This is a genomic window from Pseudomonas sp. AC247 (assembly GCF_979258015.1).
In genome coordinates, this window is sequence record NZ_OZ409829.1 from 1,941,553 (window position 1) to 1,964,223 (window position 22,671).

Sequence of the window (22,671 nt, forward strand, 5' to 3'; positions counted from 1 at the left end):
GCCAATGACGGTGGGAATTCGCCAACCAACAAAAATATCTGGAGTTCTGATGAGCCTTTCACCTTTCCACCTGGCAATCCCTGTTTACGACCTGGCTTCAGCGCGAACCTTTTACGGTGAGGTATTTGGTCTTGAAGAAGGGCGCTCCAGCACGCAGTGGGTCGACTTCGATTTTTATGGTCACCAACTGGTCATTCACGAACACCCGAAAACCGCCTCGCAAGAGAGCGTGCACAGCAACCCGGTCGATGGTCACGATGTGCCGGTGCCGCACTTCGGCATCATCCTGGGTTGGGCGCAATGGGAAGCGTTGGCCGAGCGTCTGAAGTCGTTTGGGACCGAGTTTGTGATCGAACCGTACGTTCGTTTCAAAGGTCAGGTGGGCGAGCAAGCCACCATGTTTCTGTTCGACCCGTGCGGCAACGCCCTCGAGTTCAAGGCCTTCAAGAATATGAGCCAACTGTTCGCCAAGTAACAACAGGCATGGCACAACCGCGTTGTGCCATTTGATCTCTAGTGAGCTGGAAGCTCATGACTCTAGCAACTGCGCATTACCCGCAGACCTTTCATTCCAACAAGAAGGCTAGACATGAAACGTATTCCCTTGGTGTGGCAAATCGTTGCCGGGCTGTTGCTTGGCGTGCTCGTCGGTTGGTACTTCAATACGCATCCGCAGTATCAAACATGGGTCAGCGCCGAGATCTTAAAGCCGCTCGGTGACATCTTTATCAAGATGATGAAGATGGTGGTTGTACCGATTGTGTTCTGTTGCATGATCCTGGGGATTGCAGGCGGTGGCGACAGCAAGTCGTTTGGCCGGATGGGGGCGAAGTCGCTCGGCTATTTCTTTGCAATTACCGCGCTGGCGATCGTCATTGGCTTGTGTTTCGCCAACCTCTTCGAGCCCGGCACCGGGACCGATATTTCAGGCGTCTCGCACAGTTCGGCGGCCATTAACCTGGAGCCTTCGAAAGGCGCCTTGGTAATTTTGCAGAACATCGTTCCAGACAACGTGATCGTGGCGATGTCGGAGGCGAAGTTGCTGTCGGTATTGTTCTTCGCCGTGCTGTTGGGCCTGGCATTGAACGCATTGCCGAAAGACAAAAGTGCGCCTTTCATCGCCGTGGTTCAGAGCCTCTCCGATGCAATGTTCAAAGTCGTCTCAATCGTCATGGCCTACGCGCCAATCGGGGTGTTTGGCATGATCGGCGCGACGGTAGCGACGTTTGGTTTCGCCTCATTGTTGCCGCTGCTCAAGTTGATTGGCGTGGTGTATCTGGCACTGATGGTTTTCGCTTTGGTGGTGCTGGGCGGCATTTGCTACTTGATTGGCGAAAACATCTTCAAGTTGATCCGCTACTTCCGCAACGAGTTGATTCTGGCGTTTTCCAGTGCAGCCTCAGCGGCGGTCATGCCGCAATTGATGACCAAGCTGGAGAGCTACGGTGTACCGCGTCGGATCGTCAGTTTCGTGGTGCCGGTGGGCTATGCATTCAATCTCGATGGCGCGTCGATTTTTCTCGGCGTGGCAACAATCTTTGTCGCGCAGCTTTATGGCATCGACCTGTCGTTGTCTCAGCAGATTCTGCTGGTGGTGACGATGGTGCTGACCTCCAAAGGGGCGGCAGGGGTGCCGGGTTTTGCCATCATCATTCTGTCGGCCACATTGGCTTCAGCCGGGCTGCCGTTGGAAGGTGTGGCGCTGATTGCCGGCATCTTCAGGATCATCGACAGCGGCACCACCACGTTGAATGTATTGGGTAATGCCATTGCACCGCTGGTGATCGCCAAGTGGGAGAAGGTCGAACTGCAACCGCTACCCGCTCACCCAGCGGCAAGGGTCTAACCGGGACAACGCAGCTTTGCGGTTGCACCGATCACACGTGCACGTCTGCTGACACAGGGACGTTTTTTTTGGGTTTGTTTACTAGACGACCGGTCTATTGATTGTGAGGATTTATGACGGATTACGCTTCAGACACCGACCTTTTTTCACCCGTAACCATGGGCGCACTGCAACTGGCCAACCGGATTGTCATGGCTCCGGTGACCCGTAGCCGAATGGCCGAAGACGGCGTACCGAATGAAATGCACGCGACGTACTACGCCCAACGCGCCAGTGCCGGCCTGATCATTGCCGAGGCGACGAATATTTCCACGCAGGGCCGAGGCTATGCGATGACGCCGGGGATCTGGTCGGAAGAGCAGGTCGCCGGCTGGAAAAAAGTCACCGACGCCGTACACGCAGCGGGCGGCAAAATCGTCAGCCAGTTGTGGCACGTGGGGCGTTTTTCCAGCGTCGAGTTACAGCCCGGCGGCGCTGCGCCGGTGGCGCCTTCGGCGATCAAGGCGGAAGGCAGCACGTACACCGAGAAAGGGTTTGTCGAGGTGTCGATGCCGCGCGCACTGGAGACCTGGGAAATTCCAGGGATCATCGAGCAGTACAGGCTGGCCGCCGAAAATGCCAAGCGCGCCGGTTTCGATGGCGTGGAAGTCCACTCCGCCAACAGCTATCTGCTCGACCAGTTCCTGCGCGACTCCACCAACCAGCGCACGGACCGATACGGCGGCTCCATTGAAAACCGCGCTCGACTGACTCTGGAAGTCACCGAAGCCGTGGTCTCGATCTGGGGCAGCGAGCGCGTCGGCATTCGTCTTTCGCCGGTCACGCCGGATGCCGGGAATACGCCGCCCGACAGCAATGTCATGGCGACTTACGGCTACCTGATCCAGCAACTCAACCCCCTCGATCTGGCCTACCTGCATTTCGTCGAAGGCGCCACGGCCACCTCGCGCACCGTGCCTGAAGGTGTGGATCTGGATGCATTGAGTGCGCAGTTCACAGGGGCATTCATCGGCAATAACAACTACGACCTGGCGATGGCACTGGAGCGTCGGGCGCAGGGCCGGATTGATGCGGTGGCGTTTGGTCGTCTGTTCATTTCCAACCCCGACCTCGTGACGCGTCTGCGTCGTGGGCTCGAACTGACCATCGCGCCACGCGAGAGTTACTACGGCGGTGGCGCCAAGGGTTACACCGACTGGCCAACCGCCAACGCCTGAAAAACCACGACCTGCGCCCGCTACGACGCAGGGTCGCCAACGCATTATCGCCAAGAGGTGTGAGCATGAATTATCTGCAAAACAAGGTCGCCATCGTCACGGGCGCATCGTCTGGTATCGGCGCGGCAACCACCCGCGCGCTGGCCGCAGAGGGTGTCCGTGTGGTGGCTGCGGCACTGGATAAAGAGGGCCTGGAAGCCTTCGTCGGCCAATTGCGCGAAGCCGGCCATGAAGTGGTCGCGTTCACCACTGACGTCACTCAAGCGGAGCAGACTCAGGCACTGGCCAGATTCGCCCGGGAAACCTACGGCACCGTCGACATTCTGGTGAACAACGCCGGGCTGATGCTGTTTTCCAACTGGGTCGATATGGCCGTACAGGATTGGGAAAAGATGATCGACGTGAACATCAAAGGCTATCTCAACGCCATCGCGGCGGTGCTGCCTGTGATGCTCGAGCAGAAGTCCGGGCAGATCCTCAACATGGACTCGGTGGCGGGCCATCAGGTCGGCCCGGCCGCAGGCGTTTACAGCGCTACCAAATTCTTCGTCCAGGCCATGACCGAGTCCATGCGCAAGGAACTCGGTGTGCAGCATGGCATCCGCGTCAACACGGTCAGCCCCGGCGTGATCAATACCGGCTGGGCGGACAAGGTCAGTGATCCCGAGGGACGCAAGGCGGCCCAGGCGCTTAACCGGATCGCCATCGCACCGGACGATATCGCTCGGGCGGTGATCTACGCACTCAATCAGCCGGAAAACGTCACCGTCAACGACTTGATCATCTCGCCGACGCGTCAGGATTGGTGACGCTTGTAGCGGCTGTTTTACCCCATCCGCTTTACCCACAAGCGACTCTGATCGCTCGACTTCATCAAGAGGAAACAACCATGTCAAAAAACATCAAGGCAGTACCGACCGCTGAGTACAACGCTGTCATCGCCACCGCCAATCAGTACGTCGAAGGACTGCGGATCGGCAGCGCTGCCGGCGTTGCACAAGCCTTCCATAAAGAGGCAGTGATGTACGGTTTCACCAACGGCGAACTGCTGGGTGGGCCGATCACCAACCTGTTCGACTTTGTCGAGAAGAACGGCGGCGCCCCTCAAATCACCACGCGCCTGGACGTCCTGGCAATCACGCCGACCACTGCCGTGGTGCGCGTCGACATGGAAAACGATGCGATTGGCGCCGACTACAACGACTATCTGACGCTGATCAAAATGGACGGCGTCTGGAAGGTGATTGCCAAGGTGTATCACCAGTTCGACGCGTAAGTATCCACCGATCCCGGCGTGCCTGATGCCGGGATCGGCGAACGATTTATTGGAAGGTTTATACGATGACGATGGTTGAATATTCCGCTGTTCTGGAGGGCGACGCAGAGCAGGTCTGGAGCGTGTTGAAGAAATTTGGCGAGATCGATAAATGGCATCCTTCGATCGTGAGCAGCGAGATCGAAGGTGGCATGCCGGATGGCCTGACCGGTTGTATTCGCAGACTCGTCCTCGCCGATGGCGCTGGGGTCAGGGAGCGGTTGTTGTCGGTTGATGATCGTGGGTTGACGCTGTCTTATCGTTTCGAAGAGGCACCTTTGCCGCTGGATAATTACGTGGCGACGGTTCGGTTGGTGGCGTTGACGGACTGCAGCCAGACGCTCGTTACTTGGTCAGCAAGTTTCGACCTGCAACAGCCGAATACAGCCGAGCAGTATCAGGCGTTGATCCGCAGCCTGATCGTGGAGGGACACAAGGGGCTTCAGGCATTGCTGGTTGAGTAATGTACGACGCTGGCCAGTGGCGAGCGGCATTTCATTCGCCACTGGTTTGTCATCACGACGTTATTTAAAACGCGTCCAATACCCGCGTGTCGACACCCACCACCTCCGGCGGCATTTCGTTGATCAACACAACGGCGTCATCCCCACGGTTCAGATAGATCAAGTAGTCGCCAGTCTCGAACGTGATTTTGAAAGCGACCAGCCGGCTGTGCTGATCCGGCCACTGGTCGATAACGCCTTGAACCTGTGTGATGAGCTTGCCTGCCACCGCGAGGCGGGGTAATTCGGCCAGCAAATCTTCCCGCCGCCACGAACACTCGCCATCCTCCTCAATGCGAAAAGAGGCCGGCGTTTGCAACTCCGCTTGATCGGCGCCGACACTTTCGCCATCGCTGAGCAGGTACATCGCAAGGGTTTGATCTTCGCCAAAACGCCACAGCAGTGAGCCAACATCTTGCGAGTACGGTTCACCGTTGAAATAGTACTGGTCGTGCAGCAGCGCGCGAAGTGTCTGGCCGACCAGTAAGCGTGCATGGCCTAAATCCGAGGCCAACCTCTCGCGAGAGGCGATATAGCGGTTCAACACTGAACGATACCTCTTGAGGCAGGACGAGCAAGCTGCGGAGTTTAGCCGGGCAGGGCATTCCTCAGGGGAATGCAGCGCATGAAATTAATGAATTTTTCTTGTCTCTGCCCATGGCGTAAGTTGCTCGCAGAACAAGGAGCAACGCCATGCAATCGACTTCTGCAAAAAAATTCGACACCGCCCGCGCCAGCGAATACGCCCAGCAAAGTCGCATCGCCCTGGCCGGTTATGACGCCTGTCACGATCTGGCCGCGTGCATGTTGGCCGCCAGTCTCGGCCAGTCTCGATCGGCCAAGGTGCTGGTGGTTGGCGCGGGTGGTACGGCGCAGGAGATCATTGCGATGGGCGCGCTGGAGCCGGGTTGGACGTTCACCGCTGTCGATCCTTCTGCGCCGATGCTGGAGGCCGCGACGCAGCAGTTACAGGCAAACGATCTGTTGCACAGAACGCAGGTGCATCTGGGGCAGGTCGAAGATTTGTCGGCGGACGCGTCCTTTGATGCAGCGACCTTGATCGGCGTGCTCCATCATCTGCCGGGCGATGCGGCCAAGCAGCAAATCCTGCGCGCGGTTCAGGCTCGGCTCAAGCCGGGCGCGCCATTGATCGTGGCCGGCAATCATTACGCCTACGCCAGCCAACCGTTGTTGCTTCAGGCCTGGGGCCAGCGCTGGCGGCAGCAGGGCGCGAGTGCGCAAGAGGTGCAGGCCAAGCTGGGGAAGATTCTGCAGGGCGCCGATCCTCCGCACTCCGAGGCGGCGGTTCAGCAGTTGCTGCATGACGCCGGGTTTGGTCAGGCGACGCGGTTTTTCAGCAGTCTTTTCTGGGGTGCCTGGCTGACGTGTAAAAACGTCTGAGCGGAGGTCTCACAGCGTTCTACGGCTGATCTATAGTCACTCAGTCGGCCAGCGGATGCGGCCATTGCGACTCGCCAGGAGTGCGCGACGTGATCACTCGACTGCAAGTTCTCAAACTGATCCAGATCGGCCTCGCGTTGCCAGCCTACACCGTGCCCGCCAGCGCGACGATCGGCTTTATCCTCTGGTACGGACTCGGCTTGCTGACGGGACTGCTGACCTCGCAAACACTGGCGGGTGCGGAGTGGGGCTTACTGCTGCTGGTTGCGTCGCTGTATTCACAATGGGCGTGCTGGAGCATTTTTGCTGACGGGCTGGAGGACATTCCTGCGGTGCCTCATCTGCCCTGGGTGGTATTCGGATTGGTGTTGACGCTGCTATTGGGCATCGCAGCCTGGGTAATTTTTCGCACGGGGCTGTTCGGGTTTTTGTGCGGTTCTCAGGGGATCGTGGCCTGCGTTCTGTTAGTGATCAATCTGCTGCGCAGGAGGGCGGCGGACAGCAGGCATTTGCGCGTTTGAAGATCAAAAGATCGCAGCCTTCGGCAGCTTCTACATGATGTAGGAGCTGCCGAAGGCTGCGATCTTTTGATCTTTAAAAATGCTGCTCGACGACATAACGGCTCGGCACTTCCCCCAGCAATTGCTTGAACACCGTGGCAAACGCGCTCGAACTGCTATACCCCAACGCCATCGCAACCTGAGTGACCGACTGACCTTTGCCCAGCATCACCACCGCTGCAAGCAGACAAGCCTGTTGCCGCCATTCGATAAAACTGATCCCGGTGTGCAGTCGAAAATGCCGGGTAAAGGTGCGTCGGCTCATTCCCGTACGTTCGGCCATCTCATCGATGCCCACTTCCAGCGAAGGCTGATTCAAAAACTCGCGACACACCAACGCCAGGCGCGGCTCCGCCGGCAGCGGCGCATTGAGCGACAGCGCGGGCATCGCGGCGATTTCGTGCAGCAGCAAACTCATCAAATGACCGTCGCGCCCTTGAGTGGAATACCGCGCGGGTACGTCGATAGCTTTCATCAGCAGATGCTGCAGCAACGGTGAAACTTCCAGTACCTGACATTGCTCCGACAGCCCAAGTTTTTTCGCCGCTTGTTTACGGATATAGGTGTTGTGCAGGGTGACCGGACCACGCATCTGCATGGAATGAGAGAGTTGTGCGGGCACCCAAATACCGCGCTGAGGTGGAACGACCCAGTTGCCGTCATCGGTGAATACGGTGATGACACCGCTGGCAGCATAGGCGAACTGCCCCCGCTGATGATCGTGCAGCGGGAACAACGTGCCGTCCGCATATTCAACGGCGGTCACGACCGCATCGCGTGGTGTCTTCTGGTAAGGATGGCCGGTGATTGTTCGCATGGCCCGATTCTAATGAAAGATGGCCTGTGACTGAAAGCGGGCCATCTCGATTACTTGCATATTTGCCCGATACGAGCACTTTCGCTCGGCGTCGGGAACGATTGATCATGCAAAAGAAACACCTCCTACTCGCGATCCTGGTCACCGCGGTGTGGGGACTGAACTTCCCCGTGACCAAGCTGGGCCTGGCCGACATCGATCCGTTGTTGCTGACCGCGTTGCGATTCGCGCTGGCTGCGTTGCCCTGGGTGTTTTTCGTGGAGCGCCCACGGGTTGCGTTTCGATGGCTGGCTGCTTACGGGATGATATTTGGCGTTGCAATGTGGGCGTTGATCAATCAGGGCATCGCGTGGGGAGTGCCGCCTGGCACGGCATCGTTGTTGATCCAGTGCAGCGCATTTTTCACCTTGGGCTGGGGCGTGATTTTTTTCGGCGAGCGCCTCGGGCGGCCGCAACTGCTCGGCGCGCTGTTGGCTGCCGCCGGGTTGCTGGGCATCGTATTGTGCAGCCCGGGTGATGCGTCGAGGGCAGGGCTGGCGTTGGTGATTGGCAGCGCAATGGCCTGGAGCGTGGGCAACGTCATCATCAAAGTCTCGAAGGTGCGCGAGATCTTCGCGTTCGTGGTGTGGGCCAGCCTGTTTCCGCCCATCCCGCTGATGTTGCTGACGTGGTCACTGCACGGCTCGGCGCCCTTCATTGCGCTGCCTGCGCAACTCAATGCGATGACCCTGTTTTCACTCGCGTTCCAGGTGTATGCCGCCACGCACTTCAGTTATTGGGGCTGGAACCTGCTGTTGCGCGAATACCCGATCTCCCGCGTGGCACCGCTGTCGCTGCTGATACCGGTGTTTGGCATCTTCAGTTCGATGGTTATCCTTGGCCAACATCCGAGCCCTGCGAATTGGGGATTGATCCTGTTGGTGCTGGTGGCGATCGTATTGGGTTCAGGATATTTGCAAGGCATGTTGGCCCGTCGTCGAGCGCGAATTGCCTGATCATCACCGGCGGATCGGCTTCCCAGAGGTGAATATCGGATATCCTGCCTACCTCGAAACGGATGTGTATTCATGGAGGAAACGGTGCGAATTTTCATCACAGGTGCTTCGTGTGCGGGGGTGACCACATTGGGTCAAAACCTCGCCCGTCTGCTCGACGTACGACACGTCGACGTCGACGATTTCTTCTGGATGCCGACCAATCCGCCGTTCACCACCAAGCGGCCTGTCGGTGAGCGCGTGTCGATGATCCAGGAAAATCTCGGTGACAACGATTGGCTGCTGACCGGTTCTTGTATGGGCTGGGGAGAGGCGCTGATCACTGCGGTTGATCTGATTGTGTTCGTGGTGACACCCACGCCCGTACGCCTTGAACGCCTGGCTGCCCGCGAAAAGGCGCGCTTCGGTGATCGGATAGCGCCCGGGGGTGACATGCATGAGATCCATGTGGCATTCCGCGAGTGGGCTTCGCAGTATGACGATCCAGACTTTTCAGGGCGCAACCGAGCGTGGCATGAGGCGTGGATTGCGCAGCAACGGGCTGCGCTCTTGCGGATTGACGGGGCGGGCGCTGCTGAAAAGATCGCTGCGGATGTCATTCATGCGTTAGCGCAGATAACACGATAACTGCAGCCGTGACGGATTTAGGGCGAGGCGGTCTTACGCCTACTGGCAAAAAATGTCAGTAGGCTCGGGCTAGCCACGTTTGAAACGCTTGAATACGCGAATTGCAACCAACCCAGCCCATTGGCCGCAATCAACCAGCAGACGCTTCATAAAACGGACGCACTGGCCAGCGCGGTAGCGCTTAGCCCGTAGGATAAGACGTCTATCAACTGCAGGGCGCGCATCAATCAGGCATAGCTTGGTGGTGGATAGGGCCACTTTTGCGCCGATCGCTAAAGCAACAGCGAGGAAATACAGCCAACGATGATTCTTGGCTTTTTCATGTTGGCTCACCAACGCCGACAACTGCTTCAAGTAGGGTTTGGCAGCTGCGAGCCGGGGGATGATGCACTCGCTGGCCAAGGCCACTGTGTGGCTGCCGATACCCTCGTCCACAATACCCGGCGGACCATCAGGTCTGGCCGAGCAATAGTGGTAAGGCACGTACTCACATGTGCTCGACAGCGGCGATGACCGTGAGATATCACTGGAAAAGTACTTCACAGGACACAATCGTTGATTGTATTCGGCGATCTCTTTGCGAATGGCGTTCACATCATCATCGCTCACGGTCCGGCGATTCGCGGCGTAAAAACCTCTGGAGTCATCTGGCGCGAATTCAATGAAGTAGCCGGCTTCGCCTTCCTTGATGTGTGTGAAGGTCCACTGCGAATCGCGGCTCCACTGGCACGACCTCAGGTCATCCAGGCCATTGGCCTTACAGTAATCGTCGTAGCGCCTGATTTGGCTCAACAAGTAACCGCTGGCGTCCTGGACGTTCACCGTTGCCCCGTTCAGCAATGCGGTGTCTTCGTTGGCGCCGTTGTCCGCCACGAAAAATACCGCTGCAACCAAAGCCAGAGGAAACCAGAAGTGATCGTAGATCTGGCGGAAGCGTTCAGTGAGGTTGAGGTTGTCGTACAGGAGAACCATGACGCCCCATCCAGTGATAGCGCACAGCATCAAAAGGGGAATTAGCCCGACCTCGCTGCCCAGCTTACCCACACCATTGATTGCGTAACGAGTGGGCAGGTAATTGATGATTGGAAATAGGCCCAGGCAGTTCAATACACCCGGCAGGATCAGGAGTGCGAAGAAGCAGAACAGGCCACGTTTTTTGCCCACCGTATAGGCCGCTGCTGACAGTAAGGGAATCAGCAGCAGTGCCAGCATCACCAGAAAGCCCAGCGTGATCACCATTGCTTGATCGGGCGACCAGTAGCTTGCGATGACCTTTCCCGCTTCATCACGCTCGGTGAAGCTCGATGACACGACGCCCAAGCCTTCCAGGTTCTGGTGCAGATTGTAGGCGGCGCCATGGAGGAATTTTGAATAAGGGTGGAAGAAGCTCGCGACGGAAAATGACATTAATCTGAATCCTTGTTTTCCTGGGTCATTCCTTGGTTAAAAATGCTCTGAATGTGAAACACCGATCCTGCTGAAATGTGTCGATCAGCGACACCCGCCACGTTATCGACGGACCACCAAGTGCACAAGCCGGCGGATTCTGGCGGAGTTGTAGGCAAAGTCGCAAGGTGTTGTGGCTTATATGGCATGAGACGACGTGATGTTTAAACACCAGTCCAGAAACGGTTAAACACCGGGTGAGTGCTTCAGCGAAGTTGCTCATCGAGAGCCAATGCTGGAAGCCTTGCCGCAACATTTGCAGGCCGTGGCTAACCTGTAGAACGGTTTGAACGGAAGCTGTTGGTGTTATCCTTCCGCCACTGCGCGTGACAAGGATCCGACTCGTCGGCGCGGAGTTTTTTGTCCTGCAGTTCGGCAAGGTTTCAGGACGGGATTTTCAAGGAAGAGCAAGGATGATTCATGAGCGAAAAGGCAAGCGCCCCCAACCCTGAGATACCCAAACGCACCCCGGATAATTGCGGCCGCGACGGCTCTGCCGGCAGGCGCATCAAAGTCGTCATGACGCGCTCCATGAGATCGATGGGTCGTGCGCTGTGGGGAACTTTTACCTACCTGGTTGGAGTTTTGATTAACCTCCTGCTGGGTGTCGCTGCGCTTGTGATCGTTCTCTTGGTTGTTCTCTACGCGACGGCTGATTCGACGAGCTCCGATATGGTGCCTCGGCTAAATGCGCTGGTCGCCACCGCCAACGATCATAAGGTTGGTTATTTTCAGGATCAGGACTGGTGTGAAGCGTTGCTTGTCGATACGGGTAACTATGCCAGCTCGCCTGCCTCGACCTGCGGTGATGGCGACAATGCCAAACCCTTCGATGGTCACGGAAACGAGATCTTTGCCAAGATCAGAGCAGCTGCAAAAAAGGCTGGAATAACGCCAATCAGAATAAGTGTCCTATCTGAGAAAGGCACTGTTTCGTTCGCGCAAATCGATCTTTCGTGCTTCTACTGTTATGCCTCGTATATCTATTCGCCGCAGGCTGCATATCAGCCCGATAAGGCGGAAAAAGCCAGTGTCACGGATATGAGTGGGGGTTGGTACTATGTAGATACAGGTATCTGATCGTTCCACGGCAAAGAGGGTGATGAGCTATAAAGGCTGTTGAGTCGCCGCGTTAGTTATTCGGGAAAAAGAGAGTAAAAAGTATGAAGGTTGCAACTGGAGTGCGGAGTCTTTTGTTATGGGTTTTTATCCTTCTGTTTATCGTTGTCACCGACACCTTGATATACCTTTCGACGTTGCTGGATTTTAAGGATGCCCCGCAACTTATATTTGTCTTCAGTTTCTATCTCCTTGCCTATCTGGCGGCTTTGATTCTGATGGTGGCAGCGTGGCAGTTTTTACATAAACTTCTTGCGGTTAAACCGTTGCCCGCTCAGAAAATAAAGCTTACTTATGATTTGACCTTTGAAGAGCATGAAAAAATCAAAGCGTTTTTGAGCGAAATCAGAAACTGAAAGCACGGCATCGGTGAGAGGCTGCTTTGCTCTTTTTCCGCTACTCAGATCGGGCAGATATCCACTCAGACGACCGATTCCCATGTTCTGCCGCCGCCCACTGCGCCTGCGTAACGCCATAACACCTGCACAAAGCAGCCGCCCCGGACAGGTTCAACTCAGCGTCATACAAATGCACCGCGCCTAACTTCAACGCCGCTTTTTGCGAGCGAATGTTCGTGGGCGCGATGTGCAGGTAAACGGTGTCGTAGGCGCTGAAGGCATGTTCCAGCATCAGCTGCTTCAGTTCACGATTGGCTTCACCACCCCATTTTTCCCGCGTCAGAAAGGTGTAGCCGATGGCGATGCTGGCGGGCAGATCCGGCGGCGTGTAGTAGCTCGACATCCCCACAATTTGCCCAGTGTCGATATCGAAGATTGTCAGTGCCTGGCGCGTGGCCAATCGAGCGGCGAAATAGCTTTCGAACACCGGTCGTTGATAGCGATCCCGGGCAGGATGGCCGATCCATATCTCTGGATCGCTGGCCGCCGAAAACATGCCCTCAAGATCACTCGCGTTCAGTGGCCTGAGTCTTAACGTGGGGCCGCACAAAACGGGTTGGCAATCAAAGTCGCGCACGATCTGGAGCTTCCTTTGCAAATGAGCCGAGAGACTGAGCCCAGTCTAGGGCCGCAGATGCTTATGGAAAGATCCAATGCGTATGTAATCGACAGAGCCAAACCGCAGAAGTGTCGGGCTCCGCTGTCATTCGCCAGTCGGGGCCGTTTCCGGTTGCAGATTGACCTGATCATTCTCACCCAGCGAGCTGTATCGGTCGCGAAGCTTGCGAAGGTCTCGGGAGCCCATTTTGTCCAGGCACAACGTCGCATTTTGCGCATCGGTGGTGGCGCGTATCAGCTCGTCGATCTTCAGGTGCAGGATGTCATTGTCGCGGTTTTGCGTGTTCTGGATCAGGAACACCATCAGGAAGGTAATGATGGTCGTCGAGGTGTTGATGATGAGTTGCCAGGTATCGTTGTAGTGAAAGTAGGGACCGGAAAAACCCCAGACCGCAATCAAGGCAATTGCCAGGAGAAAAGTTTTCGAGCTGCCGGCCCAGTTGGAAAGCGCCTGGCAGAAACGTGCAAAATTCATGGTGTCTGACTCTTGATGTGGAGATTGGATAGACCACACTGAGTCTTTGAAATTCTTTTTTACATTTCTCGTGGACGGCTCAATGGCCAAAATCATCAGCGCCCAGGACTTGCAGATCGACCTCGACGGTGCGAACGAAGCGGGCCTGTTCAAATGGCTGGTCGCCAGTTTTCTGATGGGCAAAAGAATCCAGGGTGAGATTGCTGCGAGGGCGTATCAGGTAATCGTCGAACAGCATCAGCGAGACACCCCGCAAAAACTCGCGCGTTGCACGCATCGGCAACTGGTCGCCATGCTCGGTCAGGCTCACTACGTGCGTTACGACGAGTCAACGGCATCGCGCTTGCTGGCGCTGGCCAACAAGCTGAACGATGAATACGCCGCCAAGGTAACGAACATCGTGGCGGCCAGCGCCGATCGTCAGGCGTTCGAAAAGCGCTTGTCCGAGTTCGAGGGGATTGGCCCCAAGACTGTCGAGATTTTCATGAGAGAGGCCGCAGGCGTGCTGTTTGAACACGCCAACCGGTCAACTCCCTCCCAGTGAGCAACGCGCGCAAATAGATAGCGGCGTGCTCACAAAATTCATTGTTTTTGATGGCTGGCGCTGCGGCTGACCGTTCGTCAGGCATGCGCTGCAATCAATTGAACATTGGTTCCTGGCTTCCTGACAGATAAGTCTGAGCAGACGAGATTTTTCTTCGTTTCGCTAACGGGAGAACACCATGAAAGCGATCGTCTACGACGGCCCGCACGGTGGCACCCTGAACCATGTCGTGCCCATAGCCTGAGTCATTCATGCCTTTGCCGGCAGCCTAACAGCCGGCAAGTTTCTTTCACCGTGGACGCTGGCTCACCGAGCGGAGTTACCCAAATGAATGACCTTCCAGTAATCAGCGCTACTTCCAGGCCGTTGCCGTTCGAGCCGTCCTTCGAGCAGATTGCCGACGACGAAGCCCAGACCAGCGAAGAGCTGGTCAAAGCGCTGCACGCCATTTCAGAGACCACGTTCAAGGACAATGCACACGCCACTCGCAGCGTCCATGCCAAGGCTCATGGCCTGCTGCGAGGGCGCATTACCGTGCTCGACAACTTGCCCGCCGCACTGGCCCAAGGGGCATTCGCCACGCCAGGGACATTACCGGTGGTTCTGCGTTTCTCGACCAATCCCGGTGACATCCTCGATGACAAGGTGTCGACCCCAAGAGGGTTGGCGCTAAAGATCATTGGAGTCGAAGGCCCTCGTTTGCCGGGCAGCGAAGGAGCGGTGACTCAGGATTTTGTGATGATCAACGCCAAAGCCTTCACGTCCGCCACCCCCAAGGCATTTCTCAAGTCACTCAAGCTGTTGGCGAAAACCACGGACAAGGCGCCGGGTTTAAAGAAGGCTTTTTCTGCATTGCTTCGTGGTGTGGAGGCAACAATTGAAGCCGTCGGCAGCGAAAGTGGTACGTTGAAGAGTCTGGGCGGCCACCCGCAAACGCATATCCTTGGCGAGAGTTTCAGCACCGTCGTACCGGTGCTTTATGGCCCTTACTACGCAAAAGTGGCCGTTGTGCCGGTGGCACCCTCGCTGACAGAATTGACTCATCAGCACGTGGATTTTGGCGACAATCCCGATGGTCTGCGAGAAGCTGTAAAGGCCTATTTTGATCAGCACTCCGGAATCTGGGAGATGCAAGTGCAACTCGCCACCGACCTCGAAAAAATGCCCATCGAGGATGCCTCGGTCGAGTGGCCGGAGGCGCTCAGTCCTTACATCACCGTGGCGCGAATCGAGGTCGAGCCACAAACCGCGTGGAGTCGCGAAAACATTCAGGAGATTGACGATGGCATGGCGTTCAGTCCATGGCAGGGTCTCGCGGCTCATCGGCCGTTAGGTGGAGTCATGCGCGTGCGCAAACCCGCCTATGAAATGTCTGCCGGATTTCGCGGGGAACACAATGGCTGTCCGATTCATGAGCCGCGTTGAATTAAAGTCGGGCAGTCGCGAAGCGTTATGAGCGTAGCGACCTTCCCTAAACACAGCGAGTCATCACCGCGCCCCGTTGGAAAGATCTCCCTCAGCGAGCATGCGCTTCAAACGTTCACGCTCCCGTTCACCGGGTAGCACGCCAGTTGTCGTTGCTTGCAGCACGAGGATGCCGTCTGCGTTGATAACGCTGACTTCGGCTTTCGCATGACCGCGCTCATCAATGTGAGTAATGAGCCAATCGCAGGTTATCTGCTCGCCGGGGTACACCGGGCGCTTGAATTCGAAACTCATGCCGGTTGCCAGCCATCCGATCTGCCCACCGATTTGCGTGATCAGACTGGCCGTCAAAAGCCCGTGGGCGATGGGCGATTTGAATCCGCGCAGTTGTGCGTAATCCGCGTCGCAGTGAACCGGGTTGTAGTCCCGGGAGATCTGCGAAAATTGCAGGATATCGTCTGCGCAAAAGCAGCGAACCACGGTGAAGCGGTCCCCGACGTTGAGGCCTTCGGCGGCGCGTTCTCTTGGGCTTTTCATGGAAGATTCCAGTGGGCAGTGGACAGAGAATAGATCAGGCACGCCACTGTTCGATCAGCAGCACCAGCGCAATGACAATCATGATCAAGCCAGACAACCGACAGACCCAACGCGCAGCGGCAGGACGTGCCCGAAGAACGACTTGCGAACCGAAACCGACCAGCAAATACACCACGCCACAACTGATGGTGTGCACCAGGCCGAGGGCAATCATTTGCAGCGGCACGGGCCACGGCGCAGCGGTATCGGTGAACAGTGGCAACAGCGCGAGAAACAGCAGAAAGACTTTCGGATTGAGTCCGCTGACGCACAAGCCCTTGAAGGCCCAACGGGCCCACGAATCGCTTGCCTGACCCTCGTCGGCGTGTGGCGCGGCAGGGCGGGCAAGCAGGTTGGCGCCCAGCCAGAGCAGGTAGCCGGCGCCGGCCACGGTGAGCGCGGACAAGGCCAGCGGATGCCTGGCGACCAAGGTGCCGACGCCAGCGGCGACGATCAGGGTTGCGAGCAAGTGGCCGGATAACAGCCCGGCGACGGCGGGCAAGACCACGCGATGCTTCAGGCCGGCGGAGATCGCGTAAGCCCAATCGGCGCCCGGCGTGATGACGAACAGGATCGACACCGCCCAGAACGCGGCGAACACACTGAGGCTCATGACGTCACCCTAGACGGTGGATAGCAGGTTGTTTTTTTCATCATTGCGTCCTGAAACAGATTTTTGGATGCAGGAAGAATAATGAAAGTCCGCTAGAATCTTCTCTCAAAGATGGTCGTAAAGACGCTGCTGATTGGAAGGTTTTACTGCGTGGATAGAATTGATCGGAAGATTCTTGCTGAGCTGCAAAAGGATGGACGCCTGTCGGTCACCGAACTGGCTGACCGAGTGGGCTTGAGTCTCTCGCCGTGCCATCGCCGTGTGCGGGCGCTGGAAGAGTCGGGGGTGTTGCTGGGTTATCGTGCGCAACTGGACCCGGCAGCGCTCGGCCTCAACTTCTCCGCCATGGTTTTTGTCACCCTGCGCGAAGGCGACCGGCAAGCGGTCGAGGCGTTTGAGACGGCGCTGGTCGACATCCCCCAAGTGGTCGATGCGCAACGATTGTTCGGTGAGCCGGATTACTTGCTGCACGTCATCACTGAGGATTTGCCGGCGTTCCAGCGCCTGTACGACGACAGTCTCTCGACGCTGCCGAATGTCCAGCGCCTGACCTCGACGCTGGTGATGAAACGGGTGGTGCAGGATCGTCCGTTGCCGTTGTGACGGCGGCGGGTTTCGGGTCAGCGCCGGTAGCGATTGTCCGGCCGTTCCAGGCCCAAATGATCGCGCAAGGTGCTGCCGCTGTATTCCTCGCGGAACAGCCCGCGCTGCTGCAGTAAAGGCACCACGCCGTCGACGAAGTCATCCAGACCTTCCGGCAGGAACGGCGGCATGATGTTGAAGCCGTCGGCAGCCTGGCCGACGAACCATTCTTCAAGGGTGTCGGCGATGGTTTTCGGCGTGCCGATCACAGTGTGATGGCCGCGCGCACCGGCGACTTTCAGGTACAACTGGCGAATCGTCAGGTTTTCCCGGCGCGCCAGATCGATGAACAACGCCTGACGGCTCTGCATCGAATTGCTCGGCGGCAGCTCCGGCAACGGGCCGTCCAGATCATATTCGGACAGGTCGAAACCACCGGCCATGCCCGCGAGCATCGCCAGCCCGACACGCGGCTCGACCAAGTCCTGTAGCTGTTGGTATTTATCTTCCGCCTCGCTTTGAGTGCGGCCGATTACCGGCGAAATCCCCGGCATGACTTTCAACTGATCAGGGCGGCGCCCATAGCCGGCCAGGCGACCTTTGACGTCGGCATAAAAGGCCTGGGCATTGCTGAGTGTTTGTTGCGCGGTGAACACCACTTCGGCGGTGCGCGCGGCGAGTGCCTTGCCGGGTTCCGAGGAGCCCGCCTGAATCAGCACCGGGTAACCCTGCGGCGTACGCGGAATGTTCAGTGGCCCGCGTACCCGGTAGTTTTCGCCGTGGTGATTGAGCACATGCAGTTTGTCCGGCTGGAAAAACACGCCGCTGGTTTTGTCACGGACGAAGGCATCGTCTTCAAAACTGTCCCACAGCCCGGTCACCACATCGATGAACTCTTCGGCGCGCTGATAACGGTCACCGTGCTCGAAATGTTTTTCGCGGCCAAAATTCAGCGCCTCCAGATCGGTCGCCGAGGTCACCAGATTCCAGCCACTGCGCCCGCCACTCAGGTGGTCGAGGGAGGCGAACTTGCGCGCCAGTAAATAAGGTTCGTTGTAGCTGGTCGATACGGTTGAAACCAGACCAATGCGCTCGGTCACCGCTGCCAGCCCCGAGAGCAGCACCAGTGGATCGAAGACATCGCCGGCGGTGGTGAACTGGCCCAGCTCCGGCGAGCCCATCAGGGCCAGGTTGTCGGCGAAAAATATCGCGTCGAACTTGCCGCGCTCGGCAGTGATGGCAAGTTTTTTGAAGTGCTGAAAATCCAGTCCGCCGCCGGCCCAGGCACGCGGGTGGCGCCAAGCGGCAAGGTGATGGCCGCTGCTCATGAGAAACGCGCCCAGGCTCATTTTTGCTGTTGTCATAGTGTCCTCAGAAGTCATAGCGCAAGGTCACGCCGGCAGTGCGCGGCTGGCCTGGCGAGGCGGTGTAAAGACCGTTGGAACCACTGCCAACGGCCAGGTAATACTCGCGATCGAAGGCGTTTTTCACCCACAGCGAGGCGTCCAGCAAACCGTCGCCGTAGTCGACGCGCGCGCCCAGCGAGAAGTTGGCGAGGCCGTAACCGTCGATCTTCGCCAGATCAGAGTTGTCGAGGGTGCCTTCGCTGGCCGAGCGATAGGCGTAGCTGCCGGTGGCGTAGGGTTCAATGCCATCGATGCGCGGCCATTTGTATTCACCGTTGACGTTGCCGATCCAGCGCGAGGCGCCGGCCACACGCTGGCCGCTGAGGTCGCAATTGGTTTGCCCTGGATTTTCCGAAGGGCAGGGCGCGTCTTTGAATGACAGGTAAGTGACGTCGTTGAACGAGCCGTTGACGTTCAACGTCAGGCCGCGCACCGGTACGGTGGTCGCTTCGAACTCGACGCCGCGCGAGCGCACGGTGCCGGCGTTGGTCAGCAACTGGTAACCGGTCAATGAACCGGGCGGCTGGTAGTAAGTGGTGGCTTGATAGCCGTTCACGCCGGTCCAGAACACGTTCGCGTTGAGCTGCAAGCGCTGGTCGAACAGCTGACTTTTGATGCCCAGTTCTGCATCGTTCGCCCGCTCCGGGCCGACCAATAATGACTCGGCGCCAGCGCTAGGCGCCGAGCCGACCGCAAGGTTGACGCCGCCGGATTTTTCACCGTGTGACAGCGACGTGTAACCGAGCACGTCATCGCTGAAGTGATAACTCAAACTGGCGAGAAACGACGGCGCCGCGTTGTACAGGTGCAGGTCGCCGGTGTCGTAGGCGCCGACCTGGCCGGCGCGGATCGCGTTGCCATCGACCACGCCCGGGATCACCACTGGCGTGCCGCCACCCACAGGGGCGAAGCGCTTGACGTTGGCCTCTTTCTCTTCATAGGTGCCGCGGATGCCGGCGCTGAAATCGAGGCGCTGCGTCAGGTGCCAGGTGCCTTGGGCAAACAGCGCGTAGCTCTCGGTGTCGATCTTGCCGTTGACCTTGCTGTTGACGTTGTTCAGCGCATTGAGATTGGTGCCGATCAGGTTGAGGTCCGCCAGCGGCCCGAGATTGGTGAAGATGCGGTTGCCGAGGTCTTGCTTGAACGCGTAGGCGCCAACCACATAGTCGAAGAATTCGCCCTTGGGTGAGGCCAGTCGCACCTCTTGGGAGAACTGACGGTCGTGGACTTCGTAGCCGAAGTCGTTGATCACCGGGACTTCCAGTTGGTCGGCGTCGTTGGCCGGGTTGAAGTGCCAGCTGCGGTAAGCGCTGATCGAGGTCAACGTATAGCCGCCGGCGAGGTTCCAGTTGGCTTCAACGGAACTCGCATTCTGGTGCACGCTGACGTTCTGCCGGCCGTCGATGTTGCTTTCGCCTACCTCTGGATTGGCCCCGACCAGTGCCGCGCGGCGCCAGAACACGGGCCCGGCGCCATAGATCACGCTGCTGCCGCTGCTGGAGTTTTCCGTGTTGTATTCGTTGATCCAGCGCAGGCTGAAATCGTCGTTGGGTTTGAACAGCAATTGCCCGCGCAAACCTTCGCGCTCACCGCCGAGCAACGTGCGGTCGTCATGGCGATTGTTCAGGTAGCCGTCATCGCGTGTGCGATAGAACGACAAGCGCCCGGCGAGGGTATCGGTCAACGGCCCGGACACCGTGCCTTTGCCTTGAAAGTAGCCGTCCTGCCCGCCCGACACTTCGAGGCTGCGCTCGGGGGTGAACGTCGGGCCACGGGTGGTGATGTTGAGCACGCCGGCCGTGGTGTTTTTGCCGAACAACGTGCCTTGCGGCCCGCGCAGCAGTTCCAGTTGCTCGACATCGAGCATGTCAAACGCGGCCATGCCGGGGCGACCAAGATAGACGTTGTCCAGATAAATCCCGGCACTGCCTTCCAGGCCATCGCTGGCCGGGTTGTTACCAATGCCGCGTACCGCAAGGCTGGAAACGCGGGCATGAACATAGGCGACGTTGACGCTGGGCAAGGCCTGTTGCAGATCCTGAATCTTGTAGATGCGCTGGCTTTCCAGGTTGGCGCCGCTGAGGGTGGTGATCGGCGTCGGCACGTCTTGCGACTGTTCTTCGCGACGGCGCGCGGTCACGGTGACCTGTTCAAGTCTGGGTGCCGATTTGTCGGCCTGGGCTGACGTCGCTGCTGACGATTCACTTTCTTCAGCGGCGAAGCTCTGGGTCGAACAGAGGACACCGGGCAGCGCCAGCCATAAGGAAAAGCTCAGGGGCTTGAGGCGATGGGCCGTGGTGGCCGAATAACGTAAAAGCATGAACGCAGAGCTCCTTTTATTGCCGCGCGACGCTATCGGTCGGGCTCGGTAGGCGTGCCATGCTAGAGCGTGTGAAGGAGAGAAAAGGGGCCTGCGCGGACAACCTGTGGTCCGCCGCAGACAAGTGACTCAAACCGCGATCGAGAGTGCCCGCTCAGCCGCGAAAGCAGCGGGCCGAGGCACGTAGCGTTGAGGCTGCAATGGCAGATCATCACGGCGCCATTTACCGGGACTTGCGCCGGTCCAGCGACGGAACGCGCGATTGAAACTGCTCGGCTCATTGAAGCCCAGTCGGTAGCAGATTTCGTTGATCGAACAGTCGGTCTGGCGCAGGTAGCTGAACGCCAGTTGCCGCCGGCAATCGTCGAGCAACGTCTTGAAGCTGCTGTCGTGCTTGAGCAAGTGCCGATGCAGATTGCGTACGCTCATGCCGAGTTCGTCGGCAACCCGACTTTGCTGAACTTCGCCCAACGGCAGGTAACGGATAATCGCCGCGCGAACCCGCTCTGGCAGATTCAGGCGTCGTTGCCGTTGCAGGTAATCGTTGAGCACGCCGTCGAGTCCCTGGGCCACGGCGTGATTGGCCGTGGTCAGCGGTGCATCCAGCCAGCGGTTGCTGTATTCAATGGCGTTTTCGCCGGCGTCGAAGCGGATCGGGCAACCGAGTAAACGCGTCCAGCGCTGCGGATCTTCTGGAGCAGGGCGCGCCAATCGCACACCGTCCACGATGGGCAGATCCACCCAGGTTTGCCGGGTGAAGCGCACCGCGCAGGCAATCGACGCTTCGGTGGCGATTTGCTCCACTTCCGCGCCGTCGGCCACGCCGTAAACCATGCGCGTGGTGTGCGGCCCGCGCACCAGGCTCATTGCCGCCGACGTGGTGATCACCGGGGCGTAACGCACGCCCCGTTGCAACGCTTCAATCACCGTCGAGCTGCTTTGCGCGGCGAAAAACAACCCGTGAAAGTCGGTCGGATAACTGTACTGCGCCACTTGCAGGCCGAAGCATTCGTCAGCACTGATACGCCGCGCCGCCCGCCAGAACGCACTCATGGCGGGGAGGGCGATGCGCTGATCGGGGTCATGCAGATGACAGCGACTGATACCGGCCTCGTGCAGCAACGGGGCGGCGTCGATGCCCCGTGCTTCCAGCGTGCGGGCGATGACTTGGGCCCAGGTGGCAATGGTATCGGTGCTTGGCATGGTGATTCTCCGGCGTGCTCGGTTATCCGTCCTCGGGGTGACTCAGGCGAGGCCTTCGGCGGCCAATGTCTGCACCACCGATTCACGGGCGCGGAAGCGACCGAGCGCAGCTTGCAGCGCAGGGAAATCGTTGAGCACACCAACGCGGGCGCTCCAGCCGAGGAACACGCCGAGGTAGGCGTCCGCCACGGTGAAACGATCGCCGACCAGATACTCGGTCTGCGCCAGTCGTGCTTCGATCGGCTTGAGTGCGTTGGTCAGTTGCTCCAGCGCTCGCTGGCGAATGCCGGGGAATGCTGTTTCATCGGCGCTGTAACGCTCGGGCCGATTGATCGGGCGAAACGCGGCGACGTGTACTTCGGTCGCGACGTACCCGAGCCAGCCCTGAATCTGCGCGCGCTCGACCGAACCTGCCGGGGCGAACAATTCTGTGCCGGGTTTGAGATCGGCGAGGTACGGCAGGATTGCGGTGTTCTCGGTGAGGAGCGTCTGGTTATCCAGCAACAGCGCCGGCACGCGGCCGGTCGGGTTGATCTGGCGATACGGTGAGTTCGGGTCGCCGAAGGTCACGCGCTCGACGCTGATCGGCAGTTGCAATTCGTGAATCACGACATGGGCTGCGAACGAGCAGGCACCGGGAAAAATGAACAGGGTGGTCATGGGCA

At 58.3% G+C, this 22,671-nt stretch carries 26 protein-coding genes; 15 read left to right on the top strand and 11 right to left on the bottom strand.

The annotated features are described in order from the left end of the window. Window positions 1-49 precede the first annotated feature (49 nt). The 6 genes from ACZZ0B_RS08975 (at window position 50) to ACZZ0B_RS09000 (ending at window position 4,842) form a co-directional block, all read left to right on the top strand. Complete coding sequence (locus ACZZ0B_RS08975; RefSeq protein ID WP_463544910.1) at window positions 50-475, top strand: VOC family protein; 426 nt, start codon at window positions 50-52, stop codon at window positions 473-475. 114 nt (window positions 476-589) lie between these two features. Continuing rightward, entirely contained in the window at window positions 590-1,846 is a 1,257-nt protein-coding gene (locus ACZZ0B_RS08980) for a cation:dicarboxylate symporter family transporter (protein WP_008085680.1), read from the top strand. Window positions 1,847-1,959: 113 nt separating this feature from the next. Then, on the top strand, window positions 1,960-3,063 hold the full coding sequence (locus ACZZ0B_RS08985; protein WP_463544911.1) for an alkene reductase: 1,104 nt from the start codon (window positions 1,960-1,962) through the stop codon (window positions 3,061-3,063). A gap of 65 nt (window positions 3,064-3,128) precedes the next feature. After that, a complete protein-coding gene (locus tag ACZZ0B_RS08990; protein ID WP_463544912.1) occupies window positions 3,129-3,872 on the top strand; it encodes an SDR family oxidoreductase in 744 nt (247 codons plus the stop codon). 80 nt (window positions 3,873-3,952) lie between these two features. After that, a complete protein-coding gene (locus tag ACZZ0B_RS08995; RefSeq protein ID WP_463544913.1) occupies window positions 3,953-4,339 on the top strand; it encodes a nuclear transport factor 2 family protein in 387 nt (128 codons plus the stop codon). Between the two features lie 65 nt (window positions 4,340-4,404). After that, entirely contained in the window at window positions 4,405-4,842 is a 438-nt protein-coding gene (locus ACZZ0B_RS09000) for an SRPBCC family protein (RefSeq protein WP_463544914.1), read from the top strand. Window positions 4,843-4,906: 64 nt separating this feature from the next. Here the strand turns inward: ACZZ0B_RS09000 and ACZZ0B_RS09005 are convergent, their stop codons facing one another. After that, window positions 4,907-5,428, bottom strand: coding sequence for a hypothetical protein (locus ACZZ0B_RS09005; RefSeq protein WP_463544915.1), 522 nt, complete (start codon window positions 5,426-5,428; stop codon window positions 4,907-4,909). A 146-nt stretch (window positions 5,429-5,574) separates the two neighbouring features. Here ACZZ0B_RS09005 and ACZZ0B_RS09010 point away from each other — a divergent pair, with 146 nt between their 5' ends. Continuing rightward, window positions 5,575-6,282: a class I SAM-dependent methyltransferase gene (locus tag ACZZ0B_RS09010; protein ID WP_463544916.1), complete on the top strand. Its 708-nt coding sequence runs from the start codon at window positions 5,575-5,577 to the stop codon at window positions 6,280-6,282. Between the two features lie 89 nt (window positions 6,283-6,371). Beyond that, a complete protein-coding gene (locus tag ACZZ0B_RS09015) occupies window positions 6,372-6,803 on the top strand; it encodes a hypothetical protein (protein ID WP_463544917.1) in 432 nt (143 codons plus the stop codon). Window positions 6,804-6,876: 73 nt separating this feature from the next. Here ACZZ0B_RS09015 and ACZZ0B_RS09020 read toward each other — a convergent pair whose 3' ends face one another. Continuing rightward, the gene (locus tag ACZZ0B_RS09020) at window positions 6,877-7,659 is read right to left on the bottom strand and encodes an AraC family transcriptional regulator (protein ID WP_463544918.1); all 783 of its coding nucleotides are present in this window, start codon (window positions 7,657-7,659) and stop codon (window positions 6,877-6,879) included. Window positions 7,660-7,766: 107 nt separating this feature from the next. Here ACZZ0B_RS09020 and ACZZ0B_RS09025 point away from each other — a divergent pair, with 107 nt between their 5' ends. After that, a complete protein-coding gene (locus tag ACZZ0B_RS09025; protein ID WP_463544919.1) occupies window positions 7,767-8,654 on the top strand; it encodes an EamA family transporter in 888 nt (295 codons plus the stop codon). Between the two features lie 72 nt (window positions 8,655-8,726). After that, window positions 8,727-9,281 carry a P-loop NTPase family protein gene (locus ACZZ0B_RS09030; RefSeq protein WP_463544920.1) on the top strand — a complete coding sequence of 185 codons (555 nt, stop codon included), beginning with the start codon at window positions 8,727-8,729 and terminating at the stop codon, window positions 9,279-9,281. A 69-nt stretch (window positions 9,282-9,350) separates the two neighbouring features. Here the strand turns inward: ACZZ0B_RS09030 and ACZZ0B_RS09035 are convergent, their stop codons facing one another. Beyond that, the gene (locus tag ACZZ0B_RS09035) at window positions 9,351-10,688 is read right to left on the bottom strand and encodes a hypothetical protein (protein ID WP_463544921.1); all 1,338 of its coding nucleotides are present in this window, start codon (window positions 10,686-10,688) and stop codon (window positions 9,351-9,353) included. A gap of 459 nt (window positions 10,689-11,147) precedes the next feature. Between ACZZ0B_RS09035 and ACZZ0B_RS09040 the strand changes: the two genes are divergently transcribed. Beyond that, a complete protein-coding gene (locus ACZZ0B_RS09040; RefSeq protein ID WP_463544922.1) occupies window positions 11,148-11,807 on the top strand; it encodes a hypothetical protein in 660 nt (219 codons plus the stop codon). An 83-nt stretch (window positions 11,808-11,890) separates the two neighbouring features. Next, complete coding sequence (locus tag ACZZ0B_RS09045) at window positions 11,891-12,202, top strand: hypothetical protein (RefSeq protein ID WP_158832731.1); 312 nt, start codon at window positions 11,891-11,893, stop codon at window positions 12,200-12,202. A gap of 40 nt (window positions 12,203-12,242) precedes the next feature. Here the strand turns inward: ACZZ0B_RS09045 and ACZZ0B_RS09050 are convergent, their stop codons facing one another. Together ACZZ0B_RS09050 and ACZZ0B_RS09055 are read right to left on the bottom strand one after the other, a co-directional pair. After that, a complete protein-coding gene (locus ACZZ0B_RS09050) occupies window positions 12,243-12,821 on the bottom strand; it encodes a GNAT family N-acetyltransferase (protein WP_463544923.1) in 579 nt (192 codons plus the stop codon). A gap of 126 nt (window positions 12,822-12,947) precedes the next feature. After that, window positions 12,948-13,337: a low affinity iron permease family protein gene (locus ACZZ0B_RS09055; protein WP_463544924.1), complete on the bottom strand. Its 390-nt coding sequence runs from the start codon at window positions 13,335-13,337 to the stop codon at window positions 12,948-12,950. A gap of 82 nt (window positions 13,338-13,419) precedes the next feature. On the opposite strand from ACZZ0B_RS09055, the gene ACZZ0B_RS09060 reads away from it, so the two are divergent. Continuing rightward, window positions 13,420-13,881 carry an HhH-GDP family DNA glycosylase gene (locus ACZZ0B_RS09060; RefSeq protein ID WP_463544925.1) on the top strand — a complete coding sequence of 154 codons (462 nt, stop codon included), beginning with the start codon at window positions 13,420-13,422 and terminating at the stop codon, window positions 13,879-13,881. A 327-nt stretch (window positions 13,882-14,208) separates the two neighbouring features. Beyond that, window positions 14,209-15,306, top strand: coding sequence for a catalase family protein (locus ACZZ0B_RS09065; protein WP_463544926.1), 1,098 nt, complete (start codon window positions 14,209-14,211; stop codon window positions 15,304-15,306). Window positions 15,307-15,369: 63 nt separating this feature from the next. Here the strand turns inward: ACZZ0B_RS09065 and ACZZ0B_RS09070 are convergent, their stop codons facing one another. Together ACZZ0B_RS09070 and ACZZ0B_RS09075 are read right to left on the bottom strand one after the other, a co-directional pair. Next, window positions 15,370-15,843 (bottom strand): MaoC family dehydratase, encoded by a 474-nt coding sequence (locus ACZZ0B_RS09070; protein WP_158832739.1) that lies wholly within the window; start codon window positions 15,841-15,843, stop codon window positions 15,370-15,372. 34 nt (window positions 15,844-15,877) lie between these two features. Next, a complete protein-coding gene (locus tag ACZZ0B_RS09075; RefSeq protein WP_158832741.1) occupies window positions 15,878-16,495 on the bottom strand; it encodes a LysE family translocator in 618 nt (205 codons plus the stop codon). Between the two features lie 150 nt (window positions 16,496-16,645). Between ACZZ0B_RS09075 and ACZZ0B_RS09080 the strand changes: the two genes are divergently transcribed. Beyond that, a complete protein-coding gene (locus ACZZ0B_RS09080) occupies window positions 16,646-17,098 on the top strand; it encodes an Lrp/AsnC family transcriptional regulator (RefSeq protein WP_045123253.1) in 453 nt (150 codons plus the stop codon). 17 nt (window positions 17,099-17,115) lie between these two features. Here ACZZ0B_RS09080 and ACZZ0B_RS09085 read toward each other — a convergent pair whose 3' ends face one another. The 4 genes from ACZZ0B_RS09085 to ACZZ0B_RS09100 all read right to left on the bottom strand — a co-directional run bounded on the left by ACZZ0B_RS09085 (window position 17,116) and on the right by ACZZ0B_RS09100 (window position 22,666). Then, window positions 17,116-18,441, bottom strand: a complete 1,326-nt coding sequence (locus tag ACZZ0B_RS09085; RefSeq protein ID WP_463544927.1) for an LLM class flavin-dependent oxidoreductase — start codon at window positions 18,439-18,441, stop codon at window positions 17,116-17,118. 7 nt (window positions 18,442-18,448) lie between these two features. Beyond that, window positions 18,449-20,803, bottom strand: coding sequence for a TonB-dependent receptor (locus tag ACZZ0B_RS09090; RefSeq protein WP_463544928.1), 2,355 nt, complete (start codon window positions 20,801-20,803; stop codon window positions 18,449-18,451). 129 nt (window positions 20,804-20,932) lie between these two features. Further along, entirely contained in the window at window positions 20,933-22,006 is a 1,074-nt protein-coding gene (locus ACZZ0B_RS09095; protein WP_463544929.1) for an AraC family transcriptional regulator, read from the bottom strand. Window positions 22,007-22,048: 42 nt separating this feature from the next. Beyond that, window positions 22,049-22,666 carry a glutathione S-transferase C-terminal domain-containing protein gene (locus ACZZ0B_RS09100; protein WP_463544930.1) on the bottom strand — a complete coding sequence of 206 codons (618 nt, stop codon included), beginning with the start codon at window positions 22,664-22,666 and terminating at the stop codon, window positions 22,049-22,051. Window positions 22,667-22,671 lie beyond the last annotated feature (5 nt).